The sequence below is a fragment of the Pseudomonas sp. Tun-23181 genome, assembly GCF_057415455.1.
Genome location: NZ_CM171630.1, coordinates 2,102,069 through 2,119,373, shown reverse-complemented (window position 1 = coordinate 2,119,373; position 17,305 = coordinate 2,102,069). Strand labels below are relative to the sequence as shown.

The 17,305-nt window shown below is 66.1% G+C and carries 13 protein-coding genes; 9 read left to right on the top strand and 4 right to left on the bottom strand.

Annotation, left to right across the window (positions count from 1 at the left end; all coding sequences use genetic code 11):
- Together ACDI39_RS10210 and mnmC are read right to left on the bottom strand one after the other, a co-directional pair.
- Positions 1-1,788: an N-acetylglutaminylglutamine amidotransferase gene (locus ACDI39_RS10210; RefSeq protein ID WP_225788240.1), complete on the bottom strand. Its 1,788-nt coding sequence runs from the start codon at positions 1,786-1,788 to the stop codon at positions 1-3.
- Positions 1,789-1,940: 152 nt separating this feature from the next.
- On the bottom strand, positions 1,941-3,926 hold the full coding sequence (gene mnmC / locus ACDI39_RS10205) for a bifunctional tRNA (5-methylaminomethyl-2-thiouridine)(34)-methyltransferase MnmC2/FAD-dependent 5-carboxymethylaminomethyl-2-thiouridine(34) oxidoreductase MnmC1 (protein ID WP_486538574.1): 1,986 nt from the start codon (positions 3,924-3,926) through the stop codon (positions 1,941-1,943).
- 214 nt (positions 3,927-4,140) lie between these two features.
- Between mnmC and pap the strand changes: the two genes are divergently transcribed.
- Entirely contained in the window at positions 4,141-5,628 is a 1,488-nt protein-coding gene (pap, locus tag ACDI39_RS10200) for a polyphosphate:AMP phosphotransferase (protein ID WP_225788238.1), read from the top strand.
- A gap of 156 nt (positions 5,629-5,784) precedes the next feature.
- Positions 5,785-6,747 (top strand): DMT family transporter, encoded by a 963-nt coding sequence (locus tag ACDI39_RS10195; RefSeq protein ID WP_486538572.1) that lies wholly within the window; start codon positions 5,785-5,787, stop codon positions 6,745-6,747.
- 121 nt (positions 6,748-6,868) lie between these two features.
- Here ACDI39_RS10195 and ACDI39_RS10190 read toward each other — a convergent pair whose 3' ends face one another.
- The gene (locus tag ACDI39_RS10190; RefSeq protein WP_225788236.1) at positions 6,869-8,263 is read right to left on the bottom strand and encodes a class II fumarate hydratase; all 1,395 of its coding nucleotides are present in this window, start codon (positions 8,261-8,263) and stop codon (positions 6,869-6,871) included.
- A gap of 157 nt (positions 8,264-8,420) precedes the next feature.
- On the opposite strand from ACDI39_RS10190, the gene ACDI39_RS10185 reads away from it, so the two are divergent.
- From ACDI39_RS10185 to ACDI39_RS10155, 7 genes are all read left to right on the top strand, one after another.
- The gene (locus tag ACDI39_RS10185; protein WP_225788235.1) at positions 8,421-8,942 is read left to right on the top strand and encodes a DUF2059 domain-containing protein; all 522 of its coding nucleotides are present in this window, start codon (positions 8,421-8,423) and stop codon (positions 8,940-8,942) included.
- Positions 8,943-8,953: 11 nt separating this feature from the next.
- The gene (locus tag ACDI39_RS10180; RefSeq protein WP_225788234.1) at positions 8,954-9,250 is read left to right on the top strand and encodes a BolA family protein; all 297 of its coding nucleotides are present in this window, start codon (positions 8,954-8,956) and stop codon (positions 9,248-9,250) included.
- A gap of 210 nt (positions 9,251-9,460) precedes the next feature.
- Positions 9,461-10,393: an oxygen-dependent tRNA uridine(34) hydroxylase TrhO gene (trhO, locus tag ACDI39_RS10175; protein WP_225788233.1), complete on the top strand. Its 933-nt coding sequence runs from the start codon at positions 9,461-9,463 to the stop codon at positions 10,391-10,393.
- A 3-nt stretch (positions 10,394-10,396) separates the two neighbouring features.
- Positions 10,397-11,029, top strand: a complete 633-nt coding sequence (locus ACDI39_RS10170) for a DsbA family protein (RefSeq protein ID WP_486538568.1) — start codon at positions 10,397-10,399, stop codon at positions 11,027-11,029.
- A complete protein-coding gene (locus tag ACDI39_RS10165) occupies positions 11,022-12,854 on the top strand; it encodes an ABC transporter ATP-binding protein (protein ID WP_253081789.1) in 1,833 nt (610 codons plus the stop codon). The genes ACDI39_RS10170 and ACDI39_RS10165 overlap by 8 nt, the downstream gene beginning before the upstream one ends.
- 212 nt (positions 12,855-13,066) lie before the next feature.
- A complete protein-coding gene (locus ACDI39_RS10160; RefSeq protein WP_225788230.1) occupies positions 13,067-15,523 on the top strand; it encodes an EAL domain-containing protein in 2,457 nt (818 codons plus the stop codon).
- 42 nt (positions 15,524-15,565) lie between these two features.
- Positions 15,566-16,354, top strand: a complete 789-nt coding sequence (locus ACDI39_RS10155; protein ID WP_253081791.1) for an iron-containing redox enzyme family protein — start codon at positions 15,566-15,568, stop codon at positions 16,352-16,354.
- A gap of 36 nt (positions 16,355-16,390) precedes the next feature.
- On the opposite strand, the gene ACDI39_RS10150 is transcribed toward ACDI39_RS10155, so the two are convergent.
- The gene (locus tag ACDI39_RS10150) at positions 16,391-17,131 is read right to left on the bottom strand and encodes a YciK family oxidoreductase (protein WP_225788228.1); all 741 of its coding nucleotides are present in this window, start codon (positions 17,129-17,131) and stop codon (positions 16,391-16,393) included.
- Positions 17,132-17,305 lie beyond the last annotated feature (174 nt).

The following is a 17,305-nucleotide window of genomic DNA, read 5'->3' as shown; positions in this document are numbered from 1 at the left end:
TCAGATTCCTTGTTCGCTGAGCCACAGGTTCAGGGCCGCCAGTTGCCACAGCTTGGAGCCGCGCAGCGGGGTGAGCTGGCCGTGGGGATTGCTCAGCAGGCGGTCGAGCATCGCCGGGTTGAACAGGCCACGGTCCTGGCTCGGGTCGGTCAGCAGCTCGCGTACCCAGTCCAGCGTGGCGCCTTGCAGGTGCTTGAGGCCGGGCACCGGGAAGTAGCCTTTCTTGCGATCGATCACTTCGTGGGGGATGACCCGCCGCGCAGCGGCCTTGAGCACCTGCTTGCCACCGTCCGGCAGCTTGAAGCGTGCCGGGATGCGCGCCGACAGTTCCACCAGGCGGTAGTCGAGGAACGGCGTGCGCGCCTCCAGGCCCCAAGCCATGGTCATGTTGTCGACGCGCTTGACCGGGTCGTCCACCAGCATCACCGTGCTGTCCAGGCGCAGTGCCTTGTCCACCGCCTCGGACGCACCGGGGCGGGCGAAGTGCTCGCGGACGAATTCGCCGGCCACGTCGGTCTCCAGCAGCCAGGGCGCCAGCACCGTGTCGCGGTATTCGGCGTGGCTGCGGTCGAAGAAGGCTTCGCGGTAGGCGGTGTAGGCATCGTCGGCGCCATCGACCTGCGGGTACCAGTGATAGCCGGCGAACAGCTCGTCGGCGCCCTGGCCGCTCTGCACGCCCTTGCAGTGCTTGGCCACCTCCCGCGAAAGCAGGTAGAAGGCGATGCAGTCGTGGCTGACCATCGGCTCGCTCATGGCGCGGAAGGCGGCCGGCAACTGCTCGATGATCTCGCTTTCGGCGATGCGCAGCTGGTGGTGACGGGTGCCGTAGTGACGGGCGATCAGGTCTGAGTATTGGAACTCGTCGCCGCGCTCGCCGCCGGCGTCCTCGAAGCCGATGGAGAAGGTCGACAGGTCGTCCACGCCGACGTCTCGCAGCAGGCCGACCAACAGGCTGGAGTCGACGCCACCGGACAGCAGCACGCCCACGTCCACCGCCGCGCGCTGGCGGATCGCCACGGCATCGCGGGTGGCGTCGAGCACGCGGGTGGTCCAGTCGTCCAAGTCCAGCTCTTGTTCGTCAGGGTTGGGGCCGTAGTGCAGTTGCCACCAGGTCTGGCGTTCTACCTGGCCATGGCGGTCGAGGCGCATCCAGGTGCCTGGCTCGAGTTTCTGCACGTTGGCCAGCAGGGTGCGCGGTGCAGGGACCACGGCGTGGAAGTTGAGGTAGTGGTTGAGCGCGACAGGGTCGAGCACCGGGTCGATGTCGCCGCCCTTGAGCAGCGCCGGCAGGCTCGAGGCGAACCGCAGGCGCTCGCCATTGCGCGACAGGTACAGGGGCTTGACGCCGAGGCGGTCGCGGGCGAGGAACAGGCGCTGGTTGTCGCGCTCCCAGATGGCCAGGGCGAACATGCCGTTGAGCTTGGGCAGCAGTGCCGCGCCCCAGGCGTGGTAGCCCTTGAGCAGCACTTCGGTGTCGCCGTCGGAGAAGAAGGTGTAGCCCAGGTCCTGCAGCTCTTGGCGTAGTTCCGGGAAGTTGTAGATGGCGCCGTTGAAGGCCAGCGACAGGCCTAGAGTGTTGTCGATCATGGGCTGGGCCGAGCCGTCGGACAGGTCCATGATTTTCAGGCGGCGGTGGCCGAGGGCGATCGGGCCCTGGCTATGGAAGCCCCAGGCGTCGGGGCCACGGGGTGCCAGGTGATGGGTCATGCGCTCCACCGCGGCGAGATCCGCCGGGCGAGGGGCTTGGTCGATGGGGGTGAAACGAAACTCTCCTGCTAATCCGCACATAGGTCCTTACCGGTTTTGCCGTTGGGGAAGTCTTTTTTAGGTATACCCCGAAATGGGGTGGTATGGAACCGACCTTTGAGATTTATGAGAGTTTTAGAACGATTTGCTATAAGCGTGGATGTGGGGGGCCGCTTCGTGCCCCCAAGGAGTCCCTACTTGCCGCGAATCAACCTGCGCAACGCAAAGCGATTCGGGTGACAGGCCTCGGCCACCGCGCGAGGCACCGGCAGGGGCTCGCCACTGGCCCAGGCCGCGATCAGCTCACCGCTCAAGGGCGCCGTGATCAACCCCCGCGAGCCATGCCCGCTGTTCACGTACAGCCCTTCCAGCCACGGGCAGGTGGGGTCGGGCACCTGGCGGGCATCCTTGGCCAGCACCGCATAGGCCTCGGCGAACGCCTGGGCATCGGCCAGCGGCCCGACGATCGGCAGGTAGTCGGGGCTGGTGCAGCGGAACGCCGCGCGGCCCTCCAGGTGTTCTGGGTCTAACTCATCGGTGTGCAGTCGCTGGGCAAGATCGGTGGAAATCGCCTCCAACAAAGCCAAGTTGCCTTGGTGTTCGGCGACAGTCGGCGCAAGGTCGTCACTGTGGAAGTCGAAGCTGGCGCCCAGGGTATGCTCGCCCTCGCGCGGGGGCGCCACGTAGCCTTCGGCACAGACCACCGTGCGCAAGGCGCGGCTGGCTTCGGTGCTGGGCAGGCGGGTGACTTGCCCGCGGATACGTTTGAGCGGCAGGCCGGCGCAAGGCGCGAAACGACGCACGTCGGCGGCGCCGGCCAGCACCACCAGCGGCGCACTGGCCAGCAGGCGCTCGCCATCCCAGGCCTGCCACAGGCCGTCGGCCTTGCGCAGCTCGATCACCTCGTGGTGCGCCAGCACGCGGATGCGTGGGTGCTGCAATTGCGCCTGGCACAGGGCCGGCGGATGCACCCAGCCGCCCTCGGGATAGAACAGCCCGCCAGCAGGCAGGGCCACGCCGGCCAGCGTTTCGGCCTGGGCCTGGTCGAGCGGCTGCAGCAGGCTGCAGTCGAAGGTCTGGGCCAGCTTGGCCTGGCGTTGCGCTTCCGGGGCGTCGAAGGCCAGTTGCAGCACGCCACAGGCGTCCCAGTCCTGGCCGCGTCGCAGGCGCTGCAGCCAGCGACGGGTATAGCCGAAACCGGCGAGGATCATCTGCGACAGGGCGGTGCCATGGGCCGAGAGCTTGAGGTACAGCACGCCCTGGGGGTTGCCGGAGGCTTCCCGGGCGGGGGCGTCGTGGCGCTCCAGCACGCTGACCTGCCAGCCGCGCGCGGCGAGGCTGGCGGCACTGGCGCTGCCGGCCAGGCCCGCACCGATGACCAGGGCCTGGCGTGCGCCGGGCATTGGCCGGGGGCGGGCATACCAGGGGGCCGGCCGCGAGGGCACGGGCTGCTCGGCGGGCCAGCCCTGGAAGTCGCCGCGCATGATCTCCCATTTCTTGCCGATGCCCGGCACCTTGTGCATGGCGAAGCCTGCGGCGATCAGGCCCCGACGGACCCAGCCGGTGGTGGTGAAGGTGCCCAGGGTGGTGCCCGGGTGCGATAGCCGCGCCAGTTGCGCGAACAGCTCGGGCGTCCACATGTCGGGGTTTTTCGCGGGGGCGAAACCGTCGAGGAACCAGGCGTCGACCTGGGCATCGAGTTGGGGCAGTTGTTCGAGCGCATCGCCGACCAGCAATGTCAGGGTGACCCGCCCATCCGCGAAGGAGAACTGCTGGAACCCCGGATGAATCGCCACGTATTGCGCCAACAGCGGTTGCCAATAGGGCGCCAGCTCCGGCCACAGCTGCACGGCGCGTGCGAGATCGTCATGGCTGAGCGGGTACTTCTCGACACTGACGAAATGCAGGCGGGCCTCGTCAGGCGCCTGTTCGGCGAACAACTGCCAGGCGCAGAAGAAATTCATGCCGGTCCCGAAGCCTGTCTCGCCGATCACCAGGCAGGCGCCGGGCGCCAGTTCGGCGAAGCGCTGACGCAAGTGGTTCTGTTCGAGGAAGACGTGTTCGGTCTCCGCCACGCCCTCGTTCTTGGAGAAATAGACGTCGTCGTACTGCCGCGAATGAGGTCGGCCCTGGTCGTCCCAGTCGATTTGGGCGTGTTGGGGAAGGCGGGTATCTGGCATGGTCGTTTCAATTGCGGATGATCGGGGAGCTGCAAGCTTCAAGCTGCAAGTTACGAGATGGTGCGCATGGTGGCACGGCCTACACTTTCTTGCAGCTTGCAGCTTGCAGCTTGCAGCTTGCAGCTTGCAGCTTGCAGCTTGCAGCTTGCAGCTTGCAGCTTGCAGCCCCGACTTCCGCTAGTCTTGCTTATCCATTGAAGGAGCCCAGGCAAGCATGTTCGAATCCGCCGAAATAGGCCACAGCATCGACAAGGAGGCTTTCGACGCCGAAGTGCCCGCCCTGCGCGAGGCGCTGCTCGAGGCCCAGTACGAACTCAAGCAGCAGGCGCGCTTTCCGGTGATCGTGCTGATCAACGGCGTCGAGGGCGCCGGCAAGGGCGAGACGGTCAAGCTGCTCAACGAGTGGATGGACCCCCGCCTGATCGAGGTGCGCACCTTCGACCAGCAGACCGACGAGGAACTGGCGCGGCCGCCGGCCTGGCGCTATTGGCGAGCGTTGCCGCCGAAAGGGCGCATGGGGGTATTCTTCGGCAACTGGTACAGCCAGATGCTCCAAGGCCGGGTCCATGGCCTGTTCAAGGACGCGGTGCTCGATCAAGCCATCACCGGGGCCGAGCGCCTGGAGCAGATGCTCTGCGACGAGGGCGCGCTGATCATCAAGTTCTGGTTCCACCTGTCCAAGAAACAGATGAAGGCTCGCCTCAAGGCGCTCAAGGACGACCCGTTGCACAGTTGGCGCATCAGCCCGCTGGACTGGCAGCAGTCGCAGACCTACGACCGCTTCGTGCGTTTCGGCGAGCGGGTGCTGCGCCGTACCAGCCGCGACTATGCACCCTGGCACATCATCGAAGGCGTCGACCCGTACTACCGCAGCCTGGCGGTGGGGCGCATCCTGCTGGAGAGCCTGCAGGCGGCCCTGGCCAGCGAGCCGAAGGGCAAGCACAAGGGCAACGTCGCGCCCCTGGGCCGCAGCATCGACCAGAAGAGCCTGCTCGGCGCGCTGGACCTGAGCCAGCGCCTGGACAAGCGCGACTACCAGGAGCAGTTGGTCACCGAGCAGGCGCGCCTGGCCGGCCTGCTGCGCCACAAGCAGATGCGCCGCCACGCCCTGGTGGCGGTGTTCGAGGGTAACGACGCGGCAGGCAAGGGCGGTGCGATCCGCCGCGTCGCCGCCGCGCTCGACCCGCGCCAGTACCGCATCGTGCCGGTCGCCGCGCCCACCGAGGAGGAGCGCGCCCAGCCTTACCTGTGGCGCTTCTGGCGACACATCCCGGCGCGAGGCAAGTTCACCATCTTCGACCGCTCCTGGTATGGCCGTGTACTGGTGGAGCGGGTCGAGGGCTTCTGCACCCCCGCCGACTGGATGCGCGCCTATGGCGAGATCAACGATTTCGAGGAGCAGTTGAGCAACGCCGGCGTGGTGCTGGTCAAGTTCTGGCTGGCGATCGACCCGCAGACCCAGCTGGAGCGTTTCGAGGAGCGCGAGCAGATTCCCTTCAAGCGCTACAAGATCACCGAGGAAGACTGGCGCAACCGTGACAAGTGGGATGTCTATGCCGAGGCGGTGGGCGACATGGTCGATCGCACCAGCACCGAGATCGCGCCCTGGACCTTGGTCGAGGCCAACGACAAGCGCTGGGCGCGGGTCAAGGTACTGCGCACCATCAACGAGGCGCTGGAAGCGGCATTCGACAAGAAGTAGTCGTGGCGCGCTTTCAAGCTTCAAGCTTGCAGCTCGCCTGCCATGCCTGGGGGGAATGACCTGATGAAATCTTTTCCAGGCACTTCCCGCCAGCCAATCACAGCAAACCCTTAGAATTTCAGCACCCCCACCAAAGGGCTTGAGATCGAGGACGTTATGCACATTTCTTCCGGACGCTGGGTCTATGGCCTGTTCCTGGCACTTCTGACCGCGTTGCTCTGGGGCATCCTGCCGATCAAGCTCAAGCAGGTCCTGCAGGTGATGGACCCGGTGACCGTCACCTGGTATCGCCTGCTGGTCTCCGGCAGCCTGCTGTTCGCCTGGCTGGCGGCCAACCGGCGGTTGCCGTCGTTCGGCAAGCTCGGGCCCAAGGGCAAGGGGCTGGTGGCGCTGGCTGTGTGCGGCCTGATGGGTAACTACGTGCTTTACCTGGTCGGGCTGAACCTGCTCAGCCCCGGCACCGCGCAACTGGTGGTACAGATCGGCCCGGTGCTGTTGCTGGTGGCCAGTGTGTTCGTGTTCAAGGAGCGCTTCAGCCTGGGGCAGGGCCTGGGGTTGCTGGTGCTGCTGGCGGGCTTCGGCCTGTTCTTCAACCAGCGCCTGGAAGAGCTGCTGACCTCCCTGGGCACCTACACCACCGGTGTGCTGACCATCCTCCTGGCGACCAGCATCTGGGTGTTCTACGCCCTGAGCCAGAAGCAACTGCTGACCGTCTGGCATTCCCAGCAGGTGATGATGGTGATCTACCTGTGCTGCGCCTTGCTACTGACGCCCTGGGTGCACCCGCTCGAAGCGCTGCGACTGACCCCCATGCAGGGCTGGTTGCTGCTGGCGTGCTGCCTGAACACCCTCGTGGCCTACGGCGCGTTCGCCGAGGCCCTGGCCCATTGGGAAGCCTCGCGGGTCAGCGCGACCCTGGCCCTGACGCCGCTGGTGACCTTCGTGGCGGTGGCCGTGGCGGCCTGGGTGTGGCCGGAGTATGTGCATGCCGAAGACATCAATGCCCTGGGCTATCTCGGCGCGGTGACGGTCGTGGTCGGGTCGGCGCTGGTGGCCCTGGGGCCTTCGCTGGTGGCCGGATGGCGGGCCCGGCGGGCGCGGTTGGCCCAGGTGCACTGAGCGCGGGTCGGCACCGACGCCGGTCAGGCCTGTAATCCTGGGGCTGCTTTGCAACCCATCGCCGGCTTGCCGGCGATGGGGCGCGAAACGGCCCTGAACGCTAGGCCAGGGTGGCGAAGACTCAGCCCTTGGCACCGGGGGCGAGCATGTTCTGCGGCCTTACCCACTGGTCGAACTGCTCATTGGTCAGGTACTTCAACTCCAGCGCCGCCTCGCGTAGGGTCTTGCCCTCGCTGTAGGCCTTCTTGGCGATCTCCGCGGCCTTGTCGTAGCCGATGTGCGGGTTGAGCGCGGTCACCAGCATCAGCCCCCGCTCCAGGTGCGCGGCCATCTGCTCGGCATCCGGCTCGATGCCGGCCACGCAGTGCTGCTGGAAGTTGCGGCAGCCATCGGCCAGCAGCTCGATCGACTGCAGCAGGTTGTGGATGATCACCGGCTTGAACACGTTCAACTGCAGGTGCCCCTGGCTGGCGGCGAAACCGATCGCCGCGTCGTTGCCCAGCACCTGGCAGGCCAGCATGGAGAGCGCCTCGCACTGGGTCGGGTTGACCTTGCCCGGCATGATCGAGCTGCCTGGTTCGTTGGCCGGCAGGCGCACCTCGGCAAGCCCCGCGCGTGGGCCGGAACCGAGCAGACGCAGGTCGTTGGCGATCTTCATCAGGGCCACGGCCAGGGTCTTGAGGGCTCCGGCCAGGCTGGTCAGCGGCTCATGGCCGGCGAGGGCGGCGAACTTGTTCGGCGCGGTGACGAACGGCAGCCCGGACAGCGCCGCCAGCTCGGCGGCCACGGCCTCGGCGAAGCCATGCGGGGCATTCAGGCCGGTGCCCACGGCGGTCCCGCCCTGGGCCAGCTCGCAGACCGCTGGCAGGGTGGCACGGATCGCCCGCTGGGCATAGTCGAGCTGGGCGACGAAGGCCGACACCTCCTGGCCGAAGGTGATCGGCGTGGCGTCCATCATGTGCGTGCGGCCAGTCTTGACCAGGTGCTGGTGGCGCGCCGACAGCTCCGCCAGCCCCGAGGACAGTTCGGCGATCGCCGGCAGGAGTTTCTCCTGCACCGCCTGTACCGCGGCGATGTGCATGGCGGTGGGGAAGCAGTCGTTGGAGCTCTGCGAGCGATTGACGTGGTCGTTGGGGTGCACTGGCGCCTTGCCGCCACGGCCCTTGCCGGCCAGTTCGTTGGCGCGCCCGGCGATCACCTCGTTGACGTTCATGTTGCTCTGGGTGCCGCTACCGGTCTGCCAGACGACGAGCGGGAACTGGTCGTCGTGCTGGCCGGCGAGCACTTCGTCGGCAGCCTGTTCGATCAGCCGGGCGATGTCGGCCGGCAGGTCGCCATTGCGGTCGTTGACCCGTGCCGCGGCTTTCTTGATCAGCGCCAGGGCATGCAGCACGGCCAGGGGCATGCGCTCCTTGCCGATGGCGAAGTTGATCAGCGAACGCTGGGTCTGCGCGCCCCAGTAGGCGTCCTCTGGAACTTCGACCGGGCCCAGGCTGTCTGTCTCGATACGGCTCATGCTGCGTTCACTCCTTTGCGGGTTCGAAACCGCAGTTTAGGCCCTGATTCGACAGAGCGGTTCCATCGCTCGTCGTGCCACTTGAGCAGGGCGCCCGCCGCGGCGCAGAATGCTCTACTCTGAGGTATCCGCCTCCCTCTCTCATGAAGGAATTGCAATGACCCGTCTCCGTGCCCTCTGCGCCGCCGTCGCCCTGGTCTGTGCCAGCGGCCAGGTCCTCGCCGCCACCGCCAGCCACAACGCCAGCGCAGAAAAATTCCTGGTCCTGGCCAATGCCGACAAGCTGGGCACCCCGGTGTACATGCAGGTGCAGCAGATGTTCGCCCAGCGTTTCGCCCAGACCAAGGCGCCGACCTCCAAGCAGGCCGTGCTGGAGAGCTACCAGGCCAAGGCCAATGCCGCCCTGGACAACGCCATCGGCTGGAGCAAGATCAAGCCCGACATGGTCAAGCTGTACACCGACACCTTCACCGAGGCCGAGCTCAAGGACCTGGTCAAGTTCTATGAGTCGCCGCTGGGCCGCAAGGTCATGCGCGAGATGCCCAAGGTTACCCAGCAGTCGGCCCAGCTGACCCAGGCCAAGCTGGAGCCGGCGGTACCGGTGGTCAACAAGCTGCTCGAGGACATGACCAAGGAACTCGACCCGAACGCCGGCAAGGCCGCGCCAGCGAAGAAGTGAGTGCGACACCCATGAGCATGCAGCAACGCATCGAGCAGCAACTGGCTGCCCTCGGCCCACGCCATCTGGAAGTGCTCGACGAGAGCCACATGCACAGCCGTGGCCAGGAAACCCACTACAAGGCGGTGATCGTCAGCGAGCAGTTCGAGGGCCTGAACAGCGTCAAGCGCCACCAGAAGGTCTACGCCACCATGGCTGAGCTGATGAGCCAGATTCACGCCCTGGCGATCCATACCTACACGCCCGAGGAGTGGGCCCAGGTCGGCGCAGCGCCGGCATCGCCGGTGTGCGCTGGCGGCGGGCACTGAATCCTTTCCGGGATTCTGGTAGACTCCCGCGTCGATTATCGGGGCCGCTGCGCGGTCCTTTCGCGACACAAAGCCGCTCCTCCAGGTACCGCGCGGTACCTGGAGGAGCGGCTTTGTGTCGCGAAAGGGGCGCACCGCGCCCCGAACCAACCCGCACCACCTGTCATCCGGTCCGCCCTTTGCGAGGGCGACCACCTGGAGAATCGTTTCATGACCCAAGCTATCGTCGTGGCGGCGCTGTACAAGTTCGTCACCCTGGAAGACTACGTCGAACTGCGCGAGCCACTGCTCAAGACCATGCTCGACAACGGCGTCAAAGGCACCCTGCTGCTGGCCGTCGAAGGTATCAACGGTACGGTCTCGGGCACCCGCGAAGGCATCGACGCGCTGCTCGCCTGGCTGCGTAGCGACCCGCGCCTGGTGGATGTCGACCACAAGGAATCCTATTGCGACGAGCAGCCGTTCTACCGCACCAAGGTCAAGCTCAAGAAAGAGATCGTCACCCTCGGCGTGCCGGGCGTGGACCCCAATCACAAGGTCGGTACCTACGTCGAGCCGAAGGACTGGAACGCCCTGATCAGCGACCCTGAAGTGCTGCTGATCGACACCCGCAACGACTACGAAGTGGCCATCGGCACCTTCAAGGGCGCCATCGACCCGAAGACCGAGACCTTCCGTCAGTTCCCCGAGTACATCAAGGCCAACTTCGACCCCAGCAAGCACAAGAAGGTGGCGATGTTCTGCACCGGCGGCATCCGTTGCGAGAAAGCCTCCAGCTACATGCTCGGCGAAGGCTTCGAGGAGGTCTATCATCTCAAGGGTGGCATCCTGAAATACTTCGAAGAAGTGCCTCAGGAAGAAAGCCTCTGGGACGGCGACTGCTTCGTCTTCGACAACCGCGTCACGGTGCGCCATGACCTGTCCGAAGGCGACTACGACCAGTGCCATGCCTGCCGCCATCCGATCAGCGTGGAGGACCGTGCGTCCGAGCACTATTCGCCAGGCATCAGCTGTCCGCACTGCTGGGACAGCCTGAGCGAGAAGACCCGGCGCAGCGCCATCGACCGGCAGAAGCAGATCGAGCTGGCCAAGGCGCGCAACCAGCCCCACCCGATCGGTTACAACTACAAAGCCGAGGCCTGACGCATGTCCGCACGCCTGCTCTATGTGATGGACCCGATGTGCTCCTGGTGCTGGGGCTTCGCGCCGGTGGCCGAGACGCTGATCGCCCAGGCGCGCGAGGCCGGCGTGCCAACGCGCCTGGTGCCCGGTGGTTTGCGCTCCGGCGGCAGCGCCCTGGATGCCGCGACCCGTCGCTACATCCTCGAGCATTGGCAGGCAGTGGCCGAGGCCACCGGCCAGGCGTTTCGTTTCGAGGGCGCCATGCCCGATGGCTTCGTCTACGACACCGAGCCCGCCTGCCGCGCCCTGGTCGCGGCCCGTGAACTCGACGCCGAGCGCACCTGGTCGTTGCTGGCACTGATCCAGCAGGCCTTCTACGAGCAGGGCGTGGACATCACCTGTGCCCCGCAACTGGTAGCGCTGGCCGAGCGTTGCGGCTTCGACCGCGGGCGTTTCGCCGAGGCCTTCTCCCACGCCGAGACGCGCGCCGCCACCGCGGCCGACTTCAGCTGGGTGCAGGGCCTGGGTATCGCCGGCTTCCCGACCCTGCTGGCCGAGCGCAACGGCCAGCTGGCCCTGCTGACCAATGGCTACCAGCCGCTCGAGCGCTTGCAGCCCTTGCTCGGCCGCTGGCTGCAGCAGGCCGTCTGTGCTTGACCTGCCAGGGTCGTCCGACCCTGTGCCGGGGAGCGCCCCCGCCGTGGCCGATCGATTGAGCTGGGCGGAAATCCGCCGCCTGGCCCTGCATCACCGCAAAGCCCTGTGGAGCGCCAACCTGGTGGCGGTGCTCGCAGCCCTGTGCAGCGTGCCGATCCCCTTGTTGCTGCCCCTGCTGGTGGACGAAGTGCTGCTGGGGCATGGCGATGCGGCGCTGAAATGGATGAATCACCTGTTGCCGACCGGCTGGCAGGTGGCAGCCGGCTATATCGGCCTGATGCTCGTGGCCACGCTCGGGCTGCGCCTGGCCGCGCTGGCCTTCAACGTGGTCCAGGCCAAGCTGTTCGCCGGCCTGGCCAAGGACATCGTCTACCGCCTGCGCATCCGCTTGATCGAGCGGCTCAAACGCATTTCCCTCAAGGAGTACGAGAGCCTGGGCAGCGGCACGGTGACCACGCACCTGGTCACCGACCTGGACACCCTGGACAAGTTCGTCGGCGAGACCTTGAGCCGTTTCCTGGTCGCCGTGCTGACCCTGACCGGCACCGCTGCGATCCTGATCTGGATGCATTGGCAACTGGCCCTGCTGATCCTGCTGTTCAACCCGCTGGTGATCTACTTCACCGTGCAGTTGGGCAAGCGCGTCAAGCACTTGAAGAAGCTGGAGAACGACAGCACTGCGCGTTTCACCCAGGCCCTGGCCGAGACCCTCGATGCCATCCAGGAGATCCGCGCCGGCAACCGCCAGGGCTATTTCCTCGGCCGTCTTGGCCTGCGCGCCCGTGAAGTGCGCGACTATGCCGTGGCCTCGCAATGGAAGAGCGACGCCAGCGGGCGTGCCAGTGGCCTGCTGTTCCAGTTCGGCATCGATATCTTCCGGGCCGCGGCCATGCTCACGGTGCTGTTCTCCGACCTGTCCATCGGCCAGATGCTGGCGGTGTTCAGCTACCTGTGGTTCATGATCGGGCCGGTCGAACAACTGCTCAACCTGCAGTATGCCTACTACGCCGCCGGCGGCGCCCTGAGCCGGCTCAACGAACTGCTGGCGCGGGCCGACGAGCCGCGCTACCCGGCCGCCAGCGACCCGTTCGCCGGGCGCGAGACGGTCGGCATCGAGGTGCGCGACCTGCGTTTCGCCTATGCCGAAGAGCCGGTGCTGGAGCACCTGGACTTGTCCATCGCCCCGGGCGAGAAGGTGGCCATCGTCGGCGCCAGCGGTGGTGGCAAGAGCACCCTGGTGCAATTGCTGCTGGGGTTGTACAGCGCCCAGGGCGGGACCATCCGCTTCGGTGGCGCCAGCCTCCAGGAGATCGGCCTGGAGACCCTGCGCGAGAACGTCGCGGTGGTGCTGCAGCATCCGGCGCTGTTCAACGACAGCGTGCGCGCCAACCTGACCATGGGTCGCGAGTGCAGCGACGACGCCTGCTGGCAGGCGCTGCGCATCGCCCAGCTGGACGCCACCATCGCTGCGTTGCCCCAGGGGCTGGACAGCGTGGTGGGGCGTTCCGGGGTACGGCTGTCGGGCGGCCAGCGCCAGCGCCTGGCGATCGCCCGCATGGTGCTGGCCGAGCCCAAGGTGGTGATCCTCGACGAAGCCACCTCGGCCCTCGACGCCGCCACCGAATACAACCTGCACCAGGCCCTGGCGCGCTTTCTCAGCGGCCGCACCACACTGATCATCGCCCACCGCCTGTCGGCGGTGAAGCAGGCCGACCGGGTGCTGGTGTTCGATGGCGGGCACGTCGCCGAGGAGGGCGATCACCAGCAACTGATCGCCGAGGGCGGGTTGTACGCCAAGCTGTATGGGCATTTGCAGCAGAGCTGAGGTTCCTGGGGCTAGACCCTGCATGCCTGGCAGTGGGGCGCGATGCGGCCCCAAATGGACGTCGAATGTTGTGAACGGCTCGAGCGAGTTTGCCGGATCGCCCCGAATGAGCCAGCGCAGGCCAGCAAAAAGCCCTTCAAAACCGTGGCAAATCGCCTACGCTGTGCTTGTCTGGATCGACCCAGTCTGATCCGCTCTACGACAGGGACTACATGAAGGGAACTCGCACACTCGAAGCCCCCAGGTTGCTGGGCATCATCTGGCCATTCATCGCCATCGTGGTCTTCCAGGTGCTGCTCGGCAGCATCAGCCTCTATGCCTTGTCGGCGGTACGCGCCTACGTGGCCGGCGAAAGCCTGTGGTCCAAGGCGCAGAAGGACGCCATCTACTACCTCGACCGGTACGCCGACAACCGCGACGAGCGCATGTTCCAGCGCTACCGGCAGGCCATCGCCGTGCCCCAGGGCGACCATGAGCTGCGCCTGGCGCTGGATCAGGCCAGCCCCGACCTGGTGGCGGCGCGCAACGGTATCCTGCAGGGCGGCAACCATCCGGACGATGTCGATCGGATCATCTGGTTCTACCGCAACTTCCGCCACATCAGCTACATGGAAACGGCCATCGCCTACTGGGATATCGGCGACGACTACCTGCGCCAGCTGGACACCCTCGCCACGGAGATGCGTGACGGCTTCGCCCAGGGCCAGGTCCCTGCGCACCAGGTGGACGCCTGGAAGGCGCGTATCGTCGCCATCAACGAAGGCGTGACCCCAGCCTCCAAGGCATTCAGCGATGCGCTGGGAGAGGGCTCGCGGATGTTGTTGCGGGTGTTGCTGATCACTAACCTGGCCACCGCGCTGTTCCTCATCGCCCTGGCCTGGCGGCGTTCGGGCAAGTTGCTGGCCCAGCGCCAGGCCTTCGCCACGGCCTTGCAGGCAGAGCGGGAGCGGGCGCAGATCACCCTGCAATCGATCGGTGACGCGGTGATCACCACCGATGTCGAGGGCTGCATCGTCTACATGAACCCGGCCGCCGAGCAGTTGACCCACTGGCAGGCCGGCCATGCCCAGGGCCTGCCGCTGGCGGCCTTGTTCAGCCTGGTCGACGAGCAGGCCGAGCACGACAGCCGTACCCTGGTCGAGCAGGTCCTCAGCGGCAGCCTGAAAGGGGACTCGGAGCATGCCCGGCTGATCCAGCGCCTGGACGGCAGCACGGTGTCGATCAACCTGGTCGGTTCGCCGATCCTCACCGATGGCCAGGTCAGCGGTATCGTGCTGGCCCTGCACGACATGACCCAGGAGCGCCAGTACATCGCCAACCTGTCCTGGCAGGCGACCCACGATGCCCTGACCGGCCTGGCCAACCGTCGCGAGTTCGAATATCGCCTGGAGCAGGCGCTCAATGGCCTGGCGCGCCAGAGCGGGCGGCATTCGCTGATGTTTCTCGACCTGGACCAGTTCAAGCTGGTCAACGACACCTGTGGCCATGCCGCCGGCGACGAGCTGCTGCGGCATATCTGTGCGGTGTTGCAGGCTGGCCTGCGCGAGGGCGATACCCTGGCGCGGCTGGGGGGCGACGAGTTCGGCGTCCTGCTGGTGAACTGTCCGCCGGAGCATGCCGAACGCATTGCCGAACAACTGCGCCAGAGCGTACAGAGCCTGCACTTCGTCTGGAAGGGGCGGCCGTTCGTCACCACCGTGAGTATCGGCCTGGTGCATGTCACCCAGGCACCGGGCACCCTGGAGGCATCCCTGCGCGCTGCCGACATGGCCTGCTACATGGCCAAGGAGAAAGGACGCAACCGGGTCCAGGTGTACCATGCCGACGACAGCGAGCTGTCCCTGCGCTTTGGCGAGATGGCCTGGATCCAGCGCCTGCATCTGGCTCTGGAAGAAAACCGCTTCTGCCTCTACGCCCAGGAGATCGCCCCGCTCAAGGCCCTGGAGGGGCCGGGCCATGTGGAGATCCTGCTGCGCCTGCACGACGAAAGCGGCCGCACCATCCTGCCCGACAGCTTCATCCCCGCTGCCGAGCGCTATGGCTTGATGACTGCCCTGGACCGCTGGGTAGTGCGCAATGTGTTCCAGGTCATCCGCCAGTGCCTGGACGAAGGCCGGGAGGGGCCGCTGGCGATGTGCGCGATCAACCTGTCGGGGTCGAGCATCGGCGACGACAACTTCCTCGAATACCTGCAGCGGTTGTTCGGCGAGTTCGGCATACCGCCACGGCTGATCTGTTTCGAGATCACCGAAACCATCGCCATCGCCAACCTCGGCAGTGCCATTCGCTTCATCAACGAATTGAAGGGGTTGGGTTGCCGGTTCTCCCTCGACGACTTCTGCGCGGGCATGTCGTCATTCGCCTACCTGAAGCACTTGCCCGTAGACTTCCTGAAGATCGACGGCAGTTTCGTCAAGGACATGCTGGATGACCCGGTCAACCGTGCCATGGTCGAGGTCATCAATCATATCGGCCACGTCATGGGCAAGCGCACCATTGCCGAGTTCGTCGAGACGCCATTGATCGAGCAGGCGCTGCAGGAGATCGGCGTGGACTACGCCCAGGGCTACCTGATCGAGCGCCCGCAGGTGTTCACCTGCGACAGCCTGCAGCGCCAACGGATTGCCGCGAAGCCCCTGTTACACCGGGCGCCTGGGACCTTTCGCTGAAACACCTGTCCGGAAAATCACAAGGAACCTAAGGAGCTGAAAGTGATGGACGCATTCGTACGGATCGGGCCGCTGATGGACCCTGCCAGCTATCCCGACTGGGCCCAGCAACTGCTCGAGCGATGCCATGAAAGCAAGCAGCGGGTGGTGGGGCACGAGCTCTACCAGCGCCTGCGCGATGGCCGGCTAAGGCCTGCGACCCTGCGCCAGTACCTGGTCGGGGGCTGGCCGGTGGTCGAGCAGTTCTCCCTGTACATGGCCCACAACCTGACCAAGACCCGCTATGCCCGCCACCCGGGCGAGGACATGGCGCGGCGTTGGCTGATGCGCAACATCCGGGTCGAGCTCAACCATGCCGACTACTGGCTGCACTGGTGCCAAGCCCATGGCATCAGCTTGGCCGAGCTGCAGGCCCAGGAGGTGGCGCCCCAGCTCAATGCCCTCAACGACTGGTGCTGGCGGGTGTGTACCACCGAGCCCCTGGCGATCGCCATGGCTGCCACCAACTACGCCATCGAGGGGGCGACGGGGGAGTGGGCGGCGCTTGTCTGTTCGTCCGACACCTACGCCCTGGGCTTTCCCGAGGACCAGCGCAAGCGCGCCATGAAGTGGCTGAGGATGCATGCCCAGTACGACGATGCCCACCCGTGGGAGGCGCTGGAGATCATCTGCACGCTGGTGGGCGAGCGCCCGGCGCCGGCCTTGCGCGACGAACTGCGCAAGGCGATCTGCAAGAGCTATGACTGCATGTACCTGTTTCTGGAGCATTGCATGCAGTTGGAGAAACAGCGCCAGCCAGGGAGGGCGCGGCCGGCGTTGGCGGCGGGGTGAGGCCAGGGGGCCTGCCTTTGCCAAGGCCCCAATGCCCTATTGCGCGTCGAACGCCTGCCCATTCACCCCGGCGCTGTCCGGCCCCATCAGGTACAGGTAGACCGGCATGATCTCCTCGGGCAGCGGGTTGTTCTGTGGGTTCTCGCTAGGGTAGGCCTGGGCGCGCATGGCGGTGCGGGTGGCGCCTGGGTTGATGCTGTTGGCCCGTACCGGGGCGACACCTTCCAGTTCGTCGGCCAGGGTCTGCATCAGCCCTTCGGTGGCGAACTTCGATACCCCATAGGCCCCCCAGTAGGCGCGGCCCTTGCGCCCGACGCTGCTGGAGGTGAACACCACCGAGGCGTCCTCGGATTGCTTGAGCAGCGGCAGCAGCGTGCTGGTCAGCATGAAGGTGGCGTTGACGTTGATGTGCATCACGCGCATGAAGTTGTCGCCCGACAACTGCTCCAGCGGCGTGCGCGGGCCGATGATCGAAGCGTTATTGAGCAGGCCGTCGAGGCGGCCGAACTGCTCCTCGATCATCACCGCCAGCTCGTCGTACTGGTGGGGCAGGGCGGTTTCCAGGTTGAACGGGATCACCACTGGCTGTGGGTGACCCGCGGCCTCGATCTGGTCGTAGACCTCGTTGAGGTTGGCCTCGGTCTTGCCCAGCAGCAACACGGTCGCGCCCAGGGCGGCATAGGCCCTGGCGGCTGCGGCACCGATACCGCGGCCAGCGCCGGTGACCAGGATGATCCGGCCCTTGAGCAGGTCGGGGCGGGGGGTGTAGTCGAACATGTCGGGGTCCTTGGGGTTGGAGCGGCAAGCTGCAAAAAAGCAGGGTGCTGCACAATGCCGGTCAGTTAAGACTTTCAGTTGTCATTTGGGGCCGCTTCGCGCCCCATCGCCGGCAAGCCGGCTCCCACACTGTCCGTGCAAACCGCATCATGTGTGGTCGCCGCGGTCCCTGTG